At 48.4% G+C, this 18296-nt stretch carries 16 protein-coding genes; 7 read left to right on the top strand and 9 right to left on the bottom strand.

The annotated features are described in order from the left end of the window. Nucleotides 1–44: 44 nt before the first annotated feature. Genes H5336_RS20825 through fldB form a run of 3 tightly spaced genes read right to left on the bottom strand, consistent with a single transcriptional unit; the run spans nucleotide 45 to nucleotide 3130 of the window. Nucleotides 45–416, bottom strand: coding sequence for a late competence development ComFB family protein (locus tag H5336_RS20825; protein WP_185236382.1), 372 nt, complete (start codon nucleotides 414–416; stop codon nucleotides 45–47). 30 nt (nucleotides 417–446) lie between these two features. After that, nucleotides 447–2603 (bottom strand): bifunctional tRNA (5-methylaminomethyl-2-thiouridine)(34)-methyltransferase MnmC2/FAD-dependent 5-carboxymethylaminomethyl-2-thiouridine(34) oxidoreductase MnmC1, encoded by a 2157-nt coding sequence (gene mnmC / locus H5336_RS20820; protein ID WP_185236381.1) that lies wholly within the window; start codon nucleotides 2601–2603, stop codon nucleotides 447–449. Further along, nucleotides 2600–3130, bottom strand: a complete 531-nt coding sequence (fldB, locus tag H5336_RS20815; protein WP_185236380.1) for a flavodoxin FldB — start codon at nucleotides 3128–3130, stop codon at nucleotides 2600–2602. The genes mnmC and fldB overlap by 4 nt, the downstream gene beginning before the upstream one ends. 149 nt (nucleotides 3131–3279) lie before the next feature. On the opposite strand from fldB, the gene H5336_RS20810 reads away from it, so the two are divergent. From H5336_RS20810 to tadA, 3 genes are all read left to right on the top strand, one after another. Further along, on the top strand, nucleotides 3280–3540 hold the full coding sequence (locus H5336_RS20810) for a DUF1653 domain-containing protein (RefSeq protein WP_185236379.1): 261 nt from the start codon (nucleotides 3280–3282) through the stop codon (nucleotides 3538–3540). After that, nucleotides 3537–4421: a putative RNA methyltransferase gene (locus H5336_RS20805; RefSeq protein ID WP_185236378.1), complete on the top strand. Its 885-nt coding sequence runs from the start codon at nucleotides 3537–3539 to the stop codon at nucleotides 4419–4421. Before H5336_RS20810 ends, H5336_RS20805 begins: the two co-directional genes overlap by 4 nt. Nucleotides 4422–4483: 62 nt before the next feature. Next, a complete protein-coding gene (gene tadA, locus H5336_RS20800) occupies nucleotides 4484–4981 on the top strand; it encodes a tRNA adenosine(34) deaminase TadA (protein ID WP_185236377.1) in 498 nt (165 codons plus the stop codon). 56 nt (nucleotides 4982–5037) lie between these two features. On the opposite strand, the gene mltF is transcribed toward tadA, so the two are convergent. Beyond that, complete coding sequence (mltF, locus tag H5336_RS20795) at nucleotides 5038–6561, bottom strand: membrane-bound lytic murein transglycosylase MltF (RefSeq protein ID WP_246439458.1); 1524 nt, start codon at nucleotides 6559–6561, stop codon at nucleotides 5038–5040. A 439-nt stretch (nucleotides 6562–7000) separates the two neighbouring features. Here mltF and purL point away from each other — a divergent pair, with 439 nt between their 5' ends. Both purL and H5336_RS20785 read left to right on the top strand, forming a co-directional pair. Continuing rightward, complete coding sequence (purL, locus tag H5336_RS20790) at nucleotides 7001–10906, top strand: phosphoribosylformylglycinamidine synthase (protein ID WP_185236376.1); 3906 nt, start codon at nucleotides 7001–7003, stop codon at nucleotides 10904–10906. A 142-nt stretch (nucleotides 10907–11048) separates the two neighbouring features. Then, the gene (locus tag H5336_RS20785; RefSeq protein ID WP_185236375.1) at nucleotides 11049–11909 is read left to right on the top strand and encodes a DUF4124 domain-containing protein; all 861 of its coding nucleotides are present in this window, start codon (nucleotides 11049–11051) and stop codon (nucleotides 11907–11909) included. Between the two features lie 55 nt (nucleotides 11910–11964). Here H5336_RS20785 and H5336_RS20780 read toward each other — a convergent pair whose 3' ends face one another. Then, nucleotides 11965–12798, bottom strand: coding sequence for a polysaccharide deacetylase family protein (locus tag H5336_RS20780; RefSeq protein WP_185236374.1), 834 nt, complete (start codon nucleotides 12796–12798; stop codon nucleotides 11965–11967). Nucleotides 12799–12927: 129 nt separating this feature from the next. Here H5336_RS20780 and H5336_RS20775 point away from each other — a divergent pair, with 129 nt between their 5' ends. Together H5336_RS20775 and H5336_RS20770 are read left to right on the top strand one after the other, a co-directional pair. Continuing rightward, nucleotides 12928–13908, top strand: a complete 981-nt coding sequence (locus H5336_RS20775; RefSeq protein ID WP_185236373.1) for an aldo/keto reductase — start codon at nucleotides 12928–12930, stop codon at nucleotides 13906–13908. Beyond that, a complete protein-coding gene (locus tag H5336_RS20770) occupies nucleotides 13896–14627 on the top strand; it encodes a glycerophosphodiester phosphodiesterase family protein (protein WP_185236372.1) in 732 nt (243 codons plus the stop codon). The genes H5336_RS20775 and H5336_RS20770 overlap by 13 nt, the downstream gene beginning before the upstream one ends. Here the strand turns inward: H5336_RS20770 and H5336_RS20765 are convergent. The 4 genes from H5336_RS20765 to H5336_RS20750 form a co-directional block, all read right to left on the bottom strand. Next, complete coding sequence (locus H5336_RS20765) at nucleotides 14610–15590, bottom strand: HDOD domain-containing protein (RefSeq protein WP_185236371.1); 981 nt, start codon at nucleotides 15588–15590, stop codon at nucleotides 14610–14612. The genes H5336_RS20770 and H5336_RS20765 overlap by 18 nt on opposite strands. A 67-nt stretch (nucleotides 15591–15657) precedes the next feature. After that, complete coding sequence (locus tag H5336_RS20760; protein ID WP_185236370.1) at nucleotides 15658–16083, bottom strand: CBS domain-containing protein; 426 nt, start codon at nucleotides 16081–16083, stop codon at nucleotides 15658–15660. 3 nt (nucleotides 16084–16086) lie between these two features. Continuing rightward, complete coding sequence (locus H5336_RS20755; protein ID WP_185236369.1) at nucleotides 16087–17757, bottom strand: flagellar assembly protein A; 1671 nt, start codon at nucleotides 17755–17757, stop codon at nucleotides 16087–16089. Nucleotides 17758–17845: 88 nt separating this feature from the next. After that, nucleotides 17846–18289 carry a tellurite resistance TerB family protein gene (locus H5336_RS20750; protein ID WP_185236368.1) on the bottom strand — a complete coding sequence of 148 codons (444 nt, stop codon included), beginning with the start codon at nucleotides 18287–18289 and terminating at the stop codon, nucleotides 17846–17848. Nucleotides 18290–18296 lie beyond the last annotated feature (7 nt).

The raw sequence follows: 18296 nt of genomic DNA, 5'->3' as shown, positions 1-18296 counted from the left end.
GTAGGCGTTGCCTGTATTTTGACTTAGGGGGCTATTCTACCGAATTAACCTACTTCTCGCTCATCTTCAGAAGGTTCTGCAGGTGTTTCTATAGGCGGTTCTGCTGGTGGAACAGCGGGTCGTTCTCGGCTCATAACGTAATCCACCGCATCATTTACCGCTCTTGCGACCTTGTCGTTTATTTCATCTAGCTCCTGCGGTGATAAAAAGAAGGTCATGTCGACATCATGACGAATGTAGCGTGGTGGTAATCGGTTGAGTGCAACACAGGTAACATCCGCTAAAAACTCTGCATCCTGGGTTGCTCGGTCGTTGGCACGGAGTAATTGTTCAATTACCAGGTTTTCATAGTAGTTGTGAACACTATCGCGCGCAGACATAACTCCATCGCGATGGCGCCCTGCACCCAGAAGCATGGTGTTCCCCTCATTAAAGTCTAACTCTTCTTACAGTGTAGACGGTTTATTTCGCATCAGGTTGCGTATCAGAAAGCGCGCGGGGTGCAGTTGGCGGTATTGCTTTTGGTCTACGGGCAAGGGTTCAGAGCAAACTAAGCTGGCAAGTAAGTCGGCTGCGATAGGGCTGTAGGCCAGCCCTCGAGAACCGAGGCCTAGCAAGGTGTATAAACCAGGATAGAACTCACCTGGCGCCGAGAGTACAGCGTTGGCTCTATGGCGAAGTGAGGCGAAGTTTTGCTCCATCGGGGCTGCCATGGGCGCGGGGCCGACAATCGGAAAGTAGTCGGGTGTTGTGGTGCGAAACCCTACGCGCCCTTCAATATTACGCGGTGGTGGAGAGTTGGGTAGCTCGATCATTTGCTTCAGGTTATGCAGGTTTGTGTCATGATCTTGTTGGCTGATTTCTACCGAGGCGTCCCTTAAGTTAAACGTGGCCCCCGCGCAGTGAATACCGTTTTGCGAGGGGGAAATGTACCCTTCGCCGCAAAGCACCGTTTTCAACTGTGAGAGCGGTTGCCAATCCTCAAGAATATGGCTCACTTGCCCGCGAATGGTTTTTAGCTGTAGGTGAGCGGTCTGCTCAAAGTTTTGTGCCGCATGTGCGTTCGCAATAATGGCGTAGTTTGCTTCGCAAACTGTGTTGGCGCGTGTGTCAATCGCCGCCCAACCTTTACCGCTAATGTTGAGTTCTTTAACCTCGGTGTTCGTGAGCACGTCAATCAGCGGGTGCGCACATAGCTGTTCGCACAGCTTTACGGGAGAGATCCATCCGGCCTGTGGTAAAAATAACCCCGGTAGCTTTATCTTCAGGCCGCTTAATTCTGATACAGCATCACACTCGAGCCATTGGCAAAAATGTTCATCGACCTGAAACCGGTTAGCCAGTTGCTGGTAATAGGTTTTTTGCCTGTCCTGGGTGCAAAGGTGGATTACGCCACATTGGTCACCGCACAGGTCGAACAGTGAGCCGTGTGCTTTTTTGCTGGAGTAAAAATTGTTAGCAAATATTTGTGCCGATAAGTTAAAGCGGCTGAGGGGGTCGTCTTGCGGAGAAAGCCGCGTGTAGAGCGCGCCTTGACGATTGCCTGAAGCTTCGTCTGCAAGACAGCTGTTTTTTTCAAGCAAGGTTACGCGAATGCCGCGTTGGGCCAGTGCATGTGCTGCCTGGCAGCCAGCCAAGCCTCCGCCAACCACAATGGCTGAAGCGGCATTTTTGTTTTTGATGGTGGCCGTTGAGCTTTGTTCGTGACTAGCCGCCGCACAAAGGTGCCAGTAGTGGTGGGCGGCGTCGCGGCGTTGGCTGTTGTCGGTTGTAGCGGGTTGGTCTGTGTGGTTGACCGGCTGGAAGTGGCCGTAGAGCATTTCTCGCTTTAGGCCAAACCCCGACACTTTAATGCAATGGAACCCCGCCTCCTTTAAACCCTCGCGTACCACCCGCGCAGAGGTAAAGGTCGAAAATGTTGTGTTTTTCCCGCTGAGCTTAGCCATGGACTGAAATAGCGTCGGCGTCCACATTTCGGGGTTTTTCGCCGGTGAAAAACCGTCGAGAAACCAAGCGTCTACAACAAGAGGGCCATTGCCCAGAGTGTACTCGGCCCCTGCGTGACGGGCCAGCGTAGAGCAGGGCGCTATTTGTGTAAGGCCGTTTTCGGCATCGCTGAATATGAGTGTTAGTAATACTTTGCCATCGTCGAACGTAAGCCGAAAAGTGCCTTCAATGGGCTGCGGTGGGTATTGCGATAACAGTTGCTCGCTGAGGGCAGCAAACTCTGGCCATAGCGCTAAGGCTCGGGCTAGGTCAGCACGCAGTAACGGGTACTTTTCCACGGAAATGAAGTGTAGGCGTGCGGGACCGTCGGCTGTATTTTGCGGTGTTTGTTTTTGCCAGTTGTACCAAGTTACAAGAAAGTTGAGGCCGGTACCAAACCCTGTTTCGGCAACAGTGAAATGGTTGTTCGACGTTGGGGTTTGCCAGCGCTGGGGTAAGTTGTTGTGCTGTAAAAACACAAATTCTGTTTCTTTTAGCCCGTCTGTTGTAGAGAAATACACATCATCGAATTGTGTGGAAATAGGCTGGCTGTTCTCATTCCAAGTAATATCGGCAGGGCAAGTTGTTGGGTTTTTAGCTGGCCGCGCTTTGTTCATTGCCCAAATTCCGCGAGCACTTGATCACACCACGCGGCAATGCGGGTGTCTGTTTCAGCAAATTCATTTTCTTCATCAAGCGCTAAGCCTACAAAGAATTGCTCGTCATCTGTGAGTGCTTTACTGGCCTCAAATTCGTACCCCTTGCTTGGCCAGTAGCCAACGAGCTGAGCCCCCAGCTTTACTAGCTTATGGTGTAGATAACCCATAGCATCAAGAAACCATTCTGGATAGCCCACTTGGTCGCCTAATCCGTAAAGCGCGACAACCTTACCGCTAAAATCGAGCTCGTCTAGCTCATCCCAAATTTCTTCCCAGTCTTCCTGAAGTTCGCCGTAGTCCCACGTGGGGATGCCCATTATTAATAAGTCGTAGTAGAGTGCCGTCGCAATGGGTTCGTCGCTGATATTGAAAATATCAACGTTGGCTTCGCCGATTTGGGCGCGAATTTTTTCGCCGACTATCTCGGTATAGCAGGTGGAACTGCCATAAAAAAGACCAATTTGGGCACGTCCAGAAGTGTTCATCTACTAATTTTTGTCGGTTGCGGGTTAAGTTTATGGGTGGGGCTTGTTCAATTTGTTTGGGCGGGGCAATATGCGCTCGCGACCTGCGGCGCGTATGTTAGTCGTTTGGTGAGCTAATCTCAATTCTAGAAGGTAGAAGAGCGAATTCAATGTCTTCAGCAACACAAAAGATAAAGCCCGGCATCTATCGCCACTACAAAGGTAATGAGTACCGTGTTTACGAAATTGCCAGCCACACAGAAACCAATGAGCTTCTCGTGGTGTACCGTTATTTGTACGGTGATTTTGGACTGTCTGTTAGGCCGCTGCCAATGTTCATGGATAGGGTCGATATCACGACGGAGGGCGGCGTAACCCAGGTGCCTCGATTCGAGTTTATACGCAGTGCAGATGATGGCGGCCTGTCATGATCTGGAGCTGCCCTAAATGTAAAGAACCCCTAGTTGAACAGGGCGTGAGCCTAAGTTGCGTTAACAATCATTGTTACGATAGGGCGAAGCAGGGTTATTACAATTTGTTGCTCGCCAATCAAAAGAATAGCTTACAGCCCGGTGACAGTGATGCGATGATCGTTGCTCGACGAGATTTTTTGCGGGCAGGCTACTATCAGCCTTTGGTAAACCGTTTGGCTGAAATTGCTGAAGAGCATGTCTCTTTTAGTGGTACCGGTTTTTCTATGTTAGACCTTGGTTGTGGCGAAGGCTATTACCTAGAAAATTTTGCCCAAGCTCTAGGCCGGAAACAAAACGCTCCGGTGCAGCATTATTTCGGTGTAGATATTTCTAAGGATGCCGTGCGCCGAGCATCAGCGTCGGCGAATAGCATGCAGAAAGAAGCGAGCGAGAAGTCTGCCCAGTATTTTCACTATGCCGTTGCGAGTAATCTTCACCTACCCTTGGTGGCGGAAAAGCTAGATCTGTGTTTGAACGTTTTTGCTCCCATGGATTTAACTGAGGTGCAGCGTGTTCTGTCCGCGCAAGGGCTTTTGGTTCGTGTACAGCCAGGGCCTCGTCACCTATATGAAATAAAACAGGCATTATATGGGGACGTTCGACTTCACCAGCGTACTGAAATTGAACCGCAGCTCAAACTTATTGCGCGTTATAGCACGGCATTCAAAATCCAATTACCGAGTGCTACCGCTATTGGAAGTTTGCTCACGATGACACCGCTCAATTGGCATGGGGATCGTGAGGCAAAAGAGCAGCTATTACAAAAAAATGCACTGGAAGTTGAAATAGATTTTGATGTGCAAGTGCTGGCTAAATCACGAACACATAATTGGTGGTAATTAGGGGGGCCTCTGAGAATGGCCAAATACATCCGTAACATTATCGAAGAATCCTAAACGTTATGCCAACTCCTAACGACATTATTTGGATGCAAAAGGCATTGCTCTTAGCCAAAAAAGCGGCCGAATTAAACGAGGTGCCGGTGGGTGCTATTGTGGTTAGAGAGGGTGAAGTGCTGGGCGAAGGTTGGAATCAGCCTATATCCAGTTGCGATCCAACGGGGCATGCGGAAATCTGTGCTTTAAGGAATGCTGCGCAACACGACAAAAACTATCGTCTCCCCGGTACGGTACTGTATGTCACCATTGAACCGTGCACAATGTGCCTTGGCGCGCTAATACATGCGCGTGTAACACGCGTTGTATTTGGTGCTGCGGAGCCAAAAGCGGGTGTTTTGGCCAGTAACAACTGCATTCTCCACGCGGGTTTTTACAACCACTCAATTAAATGGGAAGGAGGTGTGTGTGAGGACGAATGCTCAAGTCTAATGACGGAATTCTTTGCGCGCAGACGGGAAGGGCGTAAAAGCTTAAAAGCGAATACAAAAAAAAGCGACTAGTCCCTTTTTCTGATCACCTATCAACGTTGGGGGTGTCACCCAGAAATACCCGGCTATTAGAGCGACGAGGTATCGCTAGGGGTGTCAAAGGCACCTACAGCATTTTTTACCGCTTCGCTCATTACCGGGCTGAAGCTTTCAAATTCATTATGCTTCGTGTCATTGGCGGCGAGCTGGGTGTCGCGCTCTTTCTTAACTTCATTCCAAGCAATAATCGTTTGGAAGTTACGAATATTTTTTACGTATTCTACTGGCTCCCAGCCACGCGCGTAGCCATGTTTGGTCTGCTTGTAATATTTGCGCTTGGCCAATAAAGGCAGTGCTTCTCGAACATCAGTCCACTTGTCGGGGTCGCCGCCGTGTTGTGCGGTCAATATACGAGCATCTTCTAGGTGCCCTAGTCCAACGTTATAGGCTGCCATGGCGAGCCAAGTTCTGTCTGGGTCCATTATGCGCTCGGGAATGCGGCCGTATATGGATTTAAAATATTTGGCTCCGCCACTAATGCTTTGCTTCGGGTCTAAACGATTTTTAATGCCCACAAATTTGGCGGTATCACGTGTCAACATCATAAAACCGCGCACGCCGGTAGGTGATTTGGCTTTGGGGTTCCAATGCGACTCTTGGTAACTGAGTGCGGCTAATAACTGCCAATCAAGATTGTTTTCGGCTGCGGCTTCGCGAAGCAGGGTTTCCCACTTAGGCAAACGTGTTTCTAAACGGTTGGCAAACAGCACTGCACCACCGTAATTGATTTCGCCAAGGTGGCCGTAATAGGTTTCTAGCGCATCATCGATAACACCTTTCTGTTTGATGCTTTGGAAAAACTTTTGGGCTTCGAGAAATAGGCTGTCGTCGCTTTGGTCGGGGAAGGCCCACGCCAGATCCTGTGGTGTACTAATATCGAATGCCACCTGCGCATCCGGATACAAATTGCTATTTATACTGTGTGCGTTTGAGTCTATGACGGCGAAATCAATTTCGCGCTCGTGGACCATTTCCATAAGGTCGAGCATTTCAATGTCGTGGCGTTCCTGCCAGTGCAGGTTGGGGTAGTCACGTTTAAGTTCACGCAAACGCTCGGCATGGGAGCTATTACCTATAACCAGTATGGTTTTGTTTTCCAGGTCGGCTACGCTTTCGGGGCGCTGCTCTTTTTGGTGATAGATAACTTGTTGCGTGATTTGTAAGTAGGGTTCGCTAAACAGCACTTTCTGTTTGCGCGTCTCGGTAATAGTAAGGCCAGCGGCAGCCAGGTGCCCCGCTTTTGTGCCAATGGAGTCGAGCATAACGCCTAGGTTTTCTGTTTCACGAATTTCCAGCTTTACACCGAGGTGTTTGGCGAACTTCTTTGCTATGTGGTATTCGAAACCGGTAAGGCCATTCGGCCCTTCGTAATAGGTTGTGGGGCCATTGCGGGAAATAACCACTAGCTTACCCGCGTCTTGAATAGACTCGAGCGTAGTCGGTATGCGGCTGGAAACTTGGCTAACGCAAAGCACAGTTATAACGGAAAGCACCACTACACTGTGCAGCAGCTTTGTAACCAGCTTGTATGTTATTTCTTTCATGTTAGACATAAAAATTTAATAAACTCCGGTTTTAAACGACCCCAAAATCCGTTTTAAAGCGCGCATTTTTTTTGTATCTGGTTATAAGCGCACTTTGCTGTGATTAATAAGTATTCAATTTTACACGTATGAACTGTGAGTAACTAGCTTGTTTTTCAAACAGCTTTCGTGTAAAGCGGTTTTATCTAGTTTAGTTCATCAATCCCGATGATGAACATTTAAACGCCAGAACCGTTCGTTCTAAATATTTAAAAAACTAAAATTTTTGGTGCGTTTTTACGCTATAAGTGTCGACTTACTTTGCAGTTATGTGCAGCGTTTTTACTTCGGTTGTTTGCGTGAATGCATTCTGGCACTCCCTAATAAATGTCGAATAAAGTACAATGCTCACCTTTTTCGACACCCATCTATTATCTGATCACCAACCTGAACGAGGCCTGAGCCTAAGATGTTGACCCTTTGTGGCGCTCCCGCTCTATCTGACTTTCGCATCAATAAATTGCAAAACCAGATTCAAACAATTCACCCCGGTGTTAACCGGATTAGTGCGTTTTATGTCCACTTTGTCGACATAGACAGCGATTTGTCTACGCAACAAATGGCTGTTTTGCAAAAGCTGCTTGAATATGGGCCAAAGTCTTCTGTCGAAGATAAGGGCCTGAGTTCGGAGGAGGTTATTGCACAATCCGGGCCAAGTGGTTCATTTTTGGCCGTGGTGGTACCGCGCGCCGGCACGATATCACCGTGGTCGTCAAAAGCAACGGATATTGCCCACAATGCGGGTTTAGTTGATGTAAAACGAATAGAGCGCGGAGTGGCCTACGTTATAGACGGTGGCGTACCGCCAGGTACAGTGATTCCGCAACTGCACGACCGTATGGTAGAGCAGGTATTGCCGGGTTTGCAGGCTGCTTCTGTATTGTTTGAGCGCAATGAGCCAAGGCCAGCCAAAGAGGTTGATGTGCTTGGCTGTGGCCGTGCGGCTCTGGTGCTAGCCAACACAGAGTTGGGGCTGGCGCTTGCCGAAGATGAGATTGACTATCTAGCCGAGTCCTTTACCGAATTACAGCGGAACCCGGTAGATATAGAGCTGATGATGTTCGCCCAGGCCAACTCAGAGCACTGTCGTCATAAGATTTTTAACGCCAGCTGGACAATCGATGGAGAGGAAAAGTCTCACTCTTTGTTCAAAATGATTAAAAATACCTATGAGCAGGGTGGCGAAGGTGTGCTTTCCGCCTATGCCGACAACGCGTCGGTTATAGAAGGTACGGTTGGTGGTCGCTTTTACCCCGATCCCGATTCTCGTGAATATGCTTATCATGAAGAGCCTATTCACTTGCTTATGAAGGTTGAAACCCATAACCACCCCACTGCAATTGCGCCTTTTCCGGGTGCGGGAACCGGTTCCGGTGGTGAAATACGAGATGAAGGCGCGGTAGGTAAGGGGTCTAAGCCAAAAGTAGGGCTTACCGGTTTTACCGTGTCGAATTTACAGATACCGGGCTACAACCTGCCGTGGGAGAGCGATTACGGTATACCCGGCCGCATTGTTTCCGCGTTGGACATCATCAGCGAAGGTCCAATTGGTGGGGCAGCTTTCAATAACGAATTTGGCCGCCCTAATATTTGTGGTTATTTCCGTACGTTTGAAGAAGATTTTGACGGCGAGCACCGCGGTTACCACAAGCCCATTATGCTGGCCGGTGGCTACGGCAATATAAAGGAAGAGCATATTGCGCAAACGACATATTCCGCAGGTACGCAGCTAATCGTACTCGGTGGCCCGGCTATGTTAATTGGCCTTGGCGGCGGTGCTGCGTCATCTATGACATCTGGCTCGTCCTCTGAAAATTTAGATTTTGCTTCTGTTCAGCGTCAAAACCCCGAAATGGAGCGACGCTGCCAGGAAGTTATTGACCAGTGTTGGCAGTTGGGCAAGCAAAACCCTATCGCCTTTATTCACGATGTGGGTGCAGGTGGTCTTTCTAATGCTTTCCCGGAATTAGCGAAAGATGGCGGCTGTGGGGCGCGCTTTGAGTTGCGTAACGTACCCAACGACGAACCCGGTATGTCGCCGTTAGAAATCTGGTGTAATGAATCTCAGGAACGCTACGTAATGGCGGTACCGCCCGATCAGCTACCTATTTTTGAAGCTATTTGTAAGCGCGAACGCTGCCCCTATGCCGTAGTGGGTGAAGCTCTGGACGAAAAAATACTGATTGTTAACGATAAGCACTTTGACGCTAAACCTGTTGATCTGCCGATGAATGTATTGTTTGGCAAGCCACCCAAAATGCATCGCACGGCCGATAAGAAAGCGCTGCAGGCCAAAGCATTCGATTACAGTGCTATTTCGCTTGGTGAAGCCGCAGAGCGTATTATTCAGCACCCGAGTGTTGCCAGTAAGCAATTCTTGATTACCATCGGCGATCGCTCGGTTACCGGGCAGGTCGTGCGTGATCAAATGGTTGGGCCCTGGCAGGTACCGGTAGCCGACTGTGCGGTGACTACGGTGTCTTTCGACAGTTATGCCGGCGAAGCCATGAGCCTTGGAGAACGAACGCCGACGGCTTTACTCGATGGGCCTGCGTCTGGGCGAATGGCTGTAGCCGAAGCGATTACCAATATTGCCGCAACACGCATAGAAAAGATCAGCGATATTCGTCTCTCAGCTAACTGGATGTGTGCCGCTGGCCATCCGGGTGAAGATGAAAAACTCTATCGCACCGTAGAAACGGTTGGCATGGACTTTTGTCCGGCGCTGGGTATCACCATACCGGTTGGTAAAGATTCCATGTCTATGCGTACGGCTTGGCAGGGTGAGAAGGGTGAAGATAAAGCGGTAACATCACCTTTGTCATTAATTATCACGGCGTTTACGCCGGTGCTGGATGTGCGTAAAACGGTAACGCCAGAATTAAAAACCAACGTTGATAGTGCCATCATTTGTATCGATTTGGGGCAGGGTAAGAACCGTTTAGGCGCGTCTATATTTGCGCAGGTGTACAACCAAATTGGGCAGACCCCGGCAGACGCCGACAGTGCCGAGCAGCTAAAGGCGTTTTTTAATGCTATGCAGTTGTGTTTGCAGAATGAATTGTTGCTAGCGTATCACGATCGATCCGATGGTGGACTGTTTGCAGCCTTGGCAGAAATGAGCTTTGCGGGCCGCAGTGGTTTAAATATAGACCTTACCCCACTGGGTGAAGATAGCCATGCAGTCCTGTTTAACGAAGAGCTGGGGGGGGTTGTTCAAGTCGCTGTCGACAAAGTATCTGCGGTTATGCAAATTTTTGCCGATGCAGGGCTAGCCGGTATGGTGTCCAATATTGGTAGTGTTACGGCTGATGAAACGCTCAGCATTAATAATCAGGGCAGTGAAATCTATACCGCCGCGCGTGCTCAGCTGCAGGAGCTTTGGACTAAAACTAGTTATCACGTTCAGAAACGGCGTGACAACCCAGACTGTGCTGATCAGGAATTTGCACTCATCGCTAAACCGAATCCGGGTTTGAGTGCCAAGTTAAGCTACGATCCAGCTGCTGATATTGCCGCACCTTACATCAGTACGGGTGTGCGCCCTAAGGTTGCCATATTACGAGAGCAGGGCGTGAACAGTCATTTGGAAATGGCCGCCTCTTTTGATCGAGCCGGTTTCTCTGCCATTGATGTGCATATGAGCGATATTCTTGCCGGTCGTATTTCGCTAGATCAATTTAAAGGCATAGCCGCCTGCGGCGGATTCTCCTACGGCGATGTACTTGGAGCGGGTGAAGGGTGGGCAAAAACAATTCTGTTTAACCCGCGCGCGCGCGAGCAGTTTGAGGGTTTTTTCCACAGAAGCGACACCTTTAGTCTGGGTGTCTGTAATGGCTGTCAGATGATGTCTAATCTAAAGTCATTAATTCCCGGTGCAGAACAGTGGCCTCACTTTGTGCGCAACCTTTCTGAGCAGTTCGAGGCGCGGTTTAGCCTTGTTCAAATTCAAGAAACCGCTTCGGTTTTATTGGCGGGTATGGCCGGAAGCCACATGCCTGTCGCTGTCGCACACGGCGAGGGGCGTGCGGAGTTTTCCGGTAACACGGCCAAGCTTAGCTGTGAAACAAGTGACGCTATTGCCATGCGCTTTGTTGATAACGAAATAGCCGTTACTGAAGATTACCCCGCAAATCCGAATGGCTCGCCGTTGGGTATAACGGGCCTTACCTCAGTCGATGGCCGCGCAACGATTATGATGCCGCACCCCGAACGTATATTCCGAACGGTGTGTAACTCTTGGCACCCAGAAGATTGGGGCGAGGATAGCGCTTGGATGCGATTGTTCCGTAATGCTCGGGTGTTTGTGGATTAGGAGGCGTACGGTATTGCCTCAAGCTAGGAGAGAAACAGTGGCGGTCGCAGGGCCGCCACTTATAGAAAGGATTTAATGGCGCTGCCCTTAATACAGCTGCCCCTAAGGCATTGCTGAAACGGATTTGTACGGAGATTCGCTTTTGAAGTACGTGTTAACCCTCATGCTTTTATGTTCCGCTGGCGTGAACGCGCAAACTATTTTTAGCTGCATTGGCCATAACGGCAAAAAAGTTTATACCGACAGTAAATTAAACTGCAAAGCTTTTGGCGGGAAGGTCGATGCGGAAGTAGAAACGATTACTTTCGATTCTATCAATATGCATTCACAATATGGGGCTACGGTAAGCGAAGAGTATTACAATTACGCTTTTCGCGCCTACGAGAAAATCCCCGGTTATACAATTAATATTATTGCCGAAAGCAAGCTTATTCATAACCACCCTCAGCTGCTGCAGCAGTCTGCCAGCAAACTCGACAAAACCATTGTTAGAGCGATATCGGCTTTTCCTTTGCATGCTCAGCCTGAATTTGACGGCATTAAGTATTTCATTTTTAGTGGGGATGAATCTCGAAAGGGTGGTCGCAGAGGAGGGCAATGGTATTTTAGAAAGGGCAATAGTATTTCCGATCGCTTTGACAATGCTATTGTTGTCAGGTCAGCCAAGGACTATTTAGAGCGGTATTCAGAAAATCGGGCTTTAATGACCGCTGTTCACGAGTTAAGTCATGCTTACTACTATTACCATTGGAAAAACATCTACCGGTCAGTAAATAAGGCCTATAAAAATACGATAGAGCAGGGGCGATATCGCAATGTAAAAACAAAAAGTGGAAAAGTTATTGCGAAGGCCTATGCGCTAACCAACGAGCGAGAGTACTTTGCTGAGCTATCCAAAATTATCCATGTTGGTAATTATTATTACCCTTTTGATGGAGGCGAGCTTAGAGAATATGATCCCGAAGGTTATCAGGCTGTGAGACTGGCATTTGGGTATCAGTAATACAGCCTTTTTTAATAGAAAAGGATAGGCCTCAATAATATTCAGCCGTGGTGCCTTAATGCTCCGGTTTTTGTGCTTGCTTTGCGTAGGATGCTACCGTGTAAACCGGTGCAACCCATACGGTCTTCTGCTTGGTTTTTAAATAGTTCAGTAATACTTCATGGGCTTTAATTGAAACATCTAAACTATGTTCGCCACCGACGCCGTGAAATAACAATATTACCCAAGCATTATTGGTAATAGCATTATCAACCTGCGCAATCAATTGTTCCGCAGAATCATTGGCTACGGCATGAGCAGCGAGATTGCCGAAATTGATTTCAGTGAACTTTTGGTTGTTGCCGCTAACCCCTCGAGCGGCAATAAAACGGTTAGCAATAGCCTCTTCAAACGATTCGCCGCCAGCTGTTGTATCTCCACAGGTGTAAGCGAAACTTCGCTGTTTTTTACCGTCTACCGCTTCGAGAACGGTGTTGGTCATTTGTACGTGGTCGAGAAACTGTTGCTTGCTCCATTTACTCAGATCACGGTGCGGCATTACCCATTCACGGTTGGGAATATTACCCAGGCAGGGGTGGAAAAGCGTGTGGTTCCCTAGCTCGTGCCCATTGTTCGCGATTTGCCGCCAATCATTCAAGCGTTTTTGAAAAGGTTCTGCGTAGGCTGTAACGTAAAATGTTCCCCGAAACCCACGAGCCTCCAGAGCCGGTACGGCTGTGTCCAAGTGTACATTTAGAGCGTCGTCGTAGGTAAGAGACACGGCAGCGTTATGCGCATTCCATGGGGGTTTGTTGGGGGTGTCGGTGTGTGTCGTGTTGGAGCAAAAAATGAGTGCAATGAGCAGTAGAGCGTGTAAAGTTCTGCCCGGAATAGCCGTGGTCGTCATCATAAGAGGGGCCGATGGGTTAGGTTTTCATTTGTTACGAAGTTTAATCTATTCTGTGACAAAACACCGAGCCTCGAACGCGAGCTTCGGAGATACTGCGTAAACAATTATTAGTTAGTGCGGATATTGAGAATGAAAAAGCGAATTTTGGGCAGCTCTACCCTTGAAGTAGGTGAAGTTGGGCTTGGCTGCTGGCAATTAGGCGGGGATTTTGGCCCTATAAGCGACGACAACGCCAATGCAATCATTGGCGCGGCCCTAGAGCAAGGCGTAACATTTTTTGATACAGCCGATGTCTATGGCGCGGGTAAAAGTGAGGCTTATCTAGGTGCGGCCTTGGCTGGTGCCAGTAGTGAAATAAAGATAGCGACAAAATATGGCCGTGGGCCCGGTACCTATCCTGATGGTTACACGCTAAGTGACCTTAGGGATTCGGTTAGACGAGCGCAAGACAGGTTACAACGAAACTCGATAGATCTTCTGCAATTGCATTGTATTCCAACGGCGGTATTACAGCGTGGAGAAATATTCGATTGGTTACGGGAAGTTCAGCAGGAAGGGCACATCGCTCATTTTGGCGCCAGTGTTGAGCGCATGGAAGAGGCATTGATTTGTTGCGAGCAAGAAGATCTCGCTTCCCTTCAGATTATTTTTAATTTATTGCGCCAGCGTCCAATCGAACAGTTGTTTGATATCGCGACAGAAAAAAACGTCGGAGTTATTGTGCGGCTGCCCTTAGCCAGCGGATTACTCAGTGGTAAGTACTCAGCGACCACGCATTTTGCCGAAACCGACCACCGCAACTACAACAAAGATGGCGAGGCCTTCAGCGTAGGAGAGACCTTTTCCGGAATCGAATTCTCCCAGGGTTTAGCGTTTGTGGAAGCACTTTCCACCATGAAACCCAGTCATTACACAATGGCACAGTTTGCGATGCGTTGGATCCTCGATCAACCGGCGGTTACAACCATTATTCCGGGCGCTAGTTCGGTCGAGCAAATTAGCGGGAATGTTTCGGTAAGTGAACTGCCATCCCTCAAGCCCTCAGTACATGACGCTTTGTACCAGTTCTACCTCGATAAAGTAGAAAGTAAAATCCGGTGTCCGATTTAAATTCGCACTATAAAATTGTTGGTCACCGGGGGAATCCGGCAGAGTTTCCAGAGAATACAATAGATTCAGTCATATCTGCCATATCGCTCGGTGCCGATGCCGTTGAAGTGGATTTGCAAATGAGCCGCGACGGCGTTTGTATGGTGCTACACGACTTAAATACAATGCGTACGGCTGATTGGGGGGCTATGGCGCCGGAGCACAACGCCGATTTGCTCGAACAAATTAGCGTGCACGAACCGAACCGTTTCGGCCAACGGCATTTCCCCTGTTACCTATCCTCATTATCGCGACTGGTCGACGCTATCGCCGAGTTCCCTGTTCAGGTTTTTTTAGAGTTAAAGGAAGAGTCGCTCCATTATTTTAGTCGTGAGACATTTGTTAGAGCGGTTTTAGCGCAAAGCGAAAAACTGGGTGAGCGCCGCACCATTATTAGTTACGACCTGCCGATGGTTGAGTTAGCAAGACGCATGTCAGGTCTTAGAGTTGGTTGGGTGCTGCACGATTTTGGTGAGCAGTCGCGCTTACAGGCACAAAGAGTCCAGCCAGAATACCTTATTATTGATTATATTGAGCTTACAGAAAGCGCTAAACCGCTTTGGCAGGGCCGTTGGCAATGGTTCGTGTACGATGTTGTGAATGTAAAAAAAGCACAAGATTTGGTGGCGCGGGGGGTAAGCTTCATTGAAACTTGGCAGCCTTCAGTATTCGCGCGTTAGCATATCCAGCTTATCATAAATGTCCTCTGGCAGTTCTAGCGTTTGCAGTACCATCTGTGCTTGGCGTTCATTTTGGTTTCGAATGGTTGCATGGCATTCTGCGACCATGTTGGCTTGATAGAGTACATGCCCATACGGGCTTATTTTATGTCCTTCCTGCAGGTTTAGTTGTTCAGCGATGGCCTTACAGATATCTTTTGGTAAGGCCCAGTCTTTGGCCACCCAATAACTTACCGCTGGTGAAAGAACATTCATAACGGGAGTGAACGCATTAAAACCGGGGTTTACATTTTCGCCATTCATTTTAAATTGTTTACAGAGTTCGCTAAAAACGGTAATTTTTCCAATATCGTGTACTAGGCCCATGACGTAAACTTTAAATTTTTCTAAGCCGCGGTGTTCGGCAATTAATTCACAAGCAACCGCGCACGCTAATGAGTGGTGCCACATTTTTTGCCCGGTTTGCGAAAAATAGGCTGATTCACGCTGCACGATAGGTTGCATTACCGCGGCTGAAAGCACCGAGCGAAGGCCTTCAATACCCAGTTTTACAACGGCTCTTTCAATGTCGTCTATACGTGCACCGATAGGGTTGAAGTACACGCTGTTGGCAAGTTTTAGCACAGCTACACTCATCACCGGGTCTTTATCAATGATCTTCACATAGTCGCGGCCAGAACTGTATGGGTCGCGTAAGCTACGCAGTAAACGCGGAATAACGCTGGGTAGCCGTGGCACGGCTTTGTTGCGAACTTCCTGTTTTTGCAAGGAGGTTTTAACCATGTCTACAACGAGTTTTTGTGGCAGGGTTAACGGGTTTTCGGTTGTTTTAGGGTACAGGTAGCCGTAGTAAGCTTTCTGGGCATCGGCAATGGTAAATAGCTTAGGTTGAACGACGTTCCATTGGTCGGGGTTCGCTGATTCTTCTTTGTTCTTAGAGAAGACGTTTTTAAGTAACGACATGCCTAGGGGAACTCCGGTAAATAGGGTCTTATCAAGTCTAGTTCAAGATGTACTAAGCGAGGAGCCCTTAATCTTCCAATGTGTTGTCTATGCCATAAATGTGAAATTGTAGAATATCTTTCCAGCTTAGGATTCCCTCAATGCTCATTTCGTCGTTTATTACCGGCAGGCAAGAAATGGCATTTTCAAGCAGTAGAATGGAGGCTGTATCGATGGTGGTCTCGGTGTCGACGGTAATTGGGTCTCGGGACATAAATTCGCAAACTTCTAGATTCAGCAGCGACCTGTCTGATTCACTTTCTGTTTCTGTGCCAAGGAAAGGGCTAAGGTAGGCTAAAGCATCGCGGTCTGAAATGATGCCTACCAATTTACCTTCATCCTCTACCAGTAAGTGTCGGTAACTTACCTCAGAAAATATATTGCGCAGCTCCGCTAGTGTTTCGTTGGGCGATATGGTGTGTACCTGGCGGCTCATTATGTCTGCAACGTTCATAAATCAATCCTGTAAATTATCCATCACAATTTTTTCCCCCTGTAATTTTATTTCGCAGTGGCGCCTAGTCTCCTCGCAGGACCACGGTTGGCCGAGAATCGTAATGAGTACGTTTGGGAAAATTCGATTAGTAATGCGCACAGCCAATTCATTGGTTGGAATTAACTGTGCTTCTAATTCCCCCAATCGCTCCTTCATAGCGTTAACGCGCTCTTGCAGTAATTTAACCGTGTTCTCAATTTTTCGAGCTTTGTCGAGTGTTACCTTTCCGATATTAGTCGGTTTTTCCTGGTCTTGTATTTTTTTAAGTATATTGGAGAGCTGCTCTTCTTCTCGTTGTCGTCTTTTTAGTTTATGCCTAAGACTTGCGGCTTCTTTATGCAGATCGTTGTCGCTGCCTAACGTAACAATGGTATCTAAGTATGCTTCACTACCTAATATTTTTGCGTTAATACTGGAGTTAGACGAGGTGTGCCCACCGATAATACAGCCACGCCCACGCTCCTGACCCACGTTAACGCTTCCCTGGGCAAAGGCTCTACACTGCATAAGATATTCGGCGGCGTGTATGTCACCTTTGCAATGCACGTTGGTGTGGTGAAAGTATTTAGCGCTAATATCTCCTTCAGCTTCCAGGTAGCAGTTGTGTTCATCATCTATATCGTCGGCATTTACACCGCCACTTACGTTTATGCTTCCACCTGCGTGAACATGGGCTTTGGTAATGGTACCTTTTACAAATATATCGCCGGATACAGTTACTTTAAAACCGGCTTCAATATTGTGTTTAACCATAAGAGAGCCGTCGTAGTTTATGTGCCCGCTGTGGATGTCTACACTCTCAATCATCATGAGTGCATCAACTTTAACACCTGTAGTGGTATAAACCGGGTGGCCTTTTATTGTGGCAATAAGGGTGTTTTCGTCATCTTCTTTAGGTTCTACACCTTCATAAGGTTTACTGAATTGCAGGTCTTTACCGGGGTTTGCGCGTATTTTTTTCCCCTGAACATCCATGCCGTCGGCACCGGCCGTAGCCGGCGTTTTTTTCATTACCGGGTCCCCGGGATTAACTACCGCAAACTCGAAAACGTCCAATTGATCGATGGCGGTTTTACTGTCCGTGTCTCGGCTAGAGAGTACTTTGCTGTCCAGTGTTGCGTCGAGGGTAGCGTTGGTGCCATGTACAGGGGGAATGGCGTTGGCGATTATAAGGTCTACGGGCTCGTCGGCTGTGGTGAGCAGAGTCAGCTTCTCTTTATCGATGCTGGCGTGGTCAATTTTGGCTTTATCGAGCTTTTCTAGAATCAGCGCCTCAGTTAATTCTGTGCCGCCGTAGGCTTTATCTGTTTGCACTCGCGCAGTAGATTTGTCGTGGGATATTGACACCGACATTTTGGCATCGCGTTTCTCCGCCAGTGGATAGCGGCCAGATTCAAACCGCTGAATCTTACGCAGAAATAGCTCAACACTGTTGCTGTAGTAGAAGTAGCTTTGGTAACCTTCGGTTTCAAGGTGCTCGTTGAGTGAGCGCAGGGTAATAGGTTGCTGCACGGCAACCTTATCGTCGTCGGTAGTATTGGGGGGTTCTACAACCCCCATTAGGCGCGATGTTTTATCTTCAAACTCAAGTTTGTAGCGGTTCGATGTTTGAGCGGTAGTTTGGTCGGACACCGGAAACCCTCAAGTGATCAGGTAGTCTCCTTAGGTATAGCACAATTGAGGCGCCAGAATTTCTGTTTGGTTTGATCTGTGTCCTAGATCAGGGGCGGGCAGCAAGTTTTGCACGAATAAAATCGCTGTGGCTTACATAGATTAGCTCAGAGACCTTGCGCACAACGTACTCTTCGTATTTGTCGAGGTCGCCATCGGCATAGGCTATGGCCCACATGCCTTTAATCAGCTCAAACTTGTTCTCTGGGGTGCAGGAGTCGTTCACCAGCTGGGTAAACTGGTACATGGAGGTTGCCTGTTCGCATTCCGCCTGTGCCAGCGTAATGAGGGTGGAGCATTCTTCTGCACTGATGCCAAATTTCTGTTCGAGGATACCGGTGAGGGTTTTAAGCTCTGAGGCGTCGAACTCTTGGTCTACAACCGCAACTTCTATAAGGAGGGCGGCACAGGCGAGCTGCTGTTGATGCTCGCTTGTACCGGCGTCTGAGCCCTGCAGCTCTGAGGAAAAAAAAGATTTTATCGCTGTAAGCACGGCTGGG

Origin of the sequence: Teredinibacter franksiae (assembly GCF_014218805.1) — a bacterium.
Lineage (GTDB): Bacteria > Pseudomonadota > Gammaproteobacteria > Pseudomonadales > Cellvibrionaceae > Teredinibacter > Teredinibacter franksiae.
Note: the sequence above shows the minus strand (reverse complement) of the source record. Positions and strands in the feature narration are given on the sequence as shown.